The organism is Streptomyces sp. WAC05292, assembly GCF_003949955.1.
Lineage (GTDB): Bacteria > Actinomycetota > Actinomycetes > Streptomycetales > Streptomycetaceae > Streptomyces > Streptomyces globosus.
Window position 1 is genome coordinate 1 of the sequence record NZ_RPSE01000771.1, and the last position, 986, is coordinate 986.

1 protein-coding gene is annotated in these 986 nt (G+C 74.8%); it reads left to right on the top strand.

All coding sequences use genetic code 11. The features are described from left to right. Positions 1 to 2: 2 nt before the first annotated feature. A complete protein-coding gene (locus EF903_RS32940; RefSeq protein WP_260616243.1) occupies positions 3 to 920 on the top strand; it encodes an EamA family transporter in 918 nt (305 codons plus the stop codon). The last annotated feature ends 66 nt before the right edge of the window (positions 921 to 986 follow it).

The window sequence follows — 986 nt, forward strand, 5'->3', positions numbered from 1 at the left end:
CCCTGACCGCCCTCGCCCCCGTCTCCTGGGGCTCCACCTACGCCGTCGCCACCGAACTCCTGCCCCCCGACCGGCCCCTGTTCACCGCGGCCATGCGGGCCCTGCCCGCCGGGCTGCTGCTGACCGCGCTCTCCCGCACCCTGCCCGCCGGCAGCTGGTGGTGGAAGTCCGCCGCGCTGGGCACCCTCAACATCGGGGCGTTCTTCCCGCTGCTCTTCCTCTCGGCCTACCGCCTCCCCGGCGGCGTCGCCGCCGTCCTCGGCTCGGCCGGACCGCTCTTCGTCGTCGGGCTCGCCGCCCTCCTGCTCGGCGAGCGCGCCGAGCTCCGGACCGTGCTCGCCGCCATCGCCGCGGCGTTCGGGGTCGGCATGGTCGTCCTGACCGCCCAGGCCCGCCTCGACGCCCTCGGCATCGCCGCCGGAGTCGTCTCCTCCGCGTCGATGGCCGCCGGCACCGTGATGACCAAGCGGTGGGGGCGTCCCGCAGGTGTCGGCCCGCTCGCCGCCACCGGCTGGCAGCTCACCGCCGGCGGGCTCGTCATCGTCCCCCTCGCCGCACTCGCCGAGGGGGCGCCGCCCGCGCTCGACGGCCGGGCCCTCCTCGGCTACGGCTACATGATGCTGATCAACACCGGGATCGCGTACTGGCTCTGGTTCCGCGGCATGGGGCAGCTCAGCGCCACCTCCGTCACCCTGCTCGGCCCGCTGTCCCCGCTGACCGCCGCCGCCATCGGCTGGGCCGTCCTCGGGCAGGACCTCACCCCCGTGCAGCTCGCCGGGATGGCCCTCGCCTTCGGCGCCACGGTCGCCGGGCAGGTCTTCGCCGCCCGCTCCTCCGCCCCCCCCGCACCGTTCAGTTCTGCTGAAAAGAACGATCGAAACTTTTCGATGGACCTGACGGATCGGCCGGTGCGACGGTAGGGAACACCGCCCCCGCACCCCGGAAGGGAAGACCCGTGGCCGTCACGGACCGGACCGGCACCACCC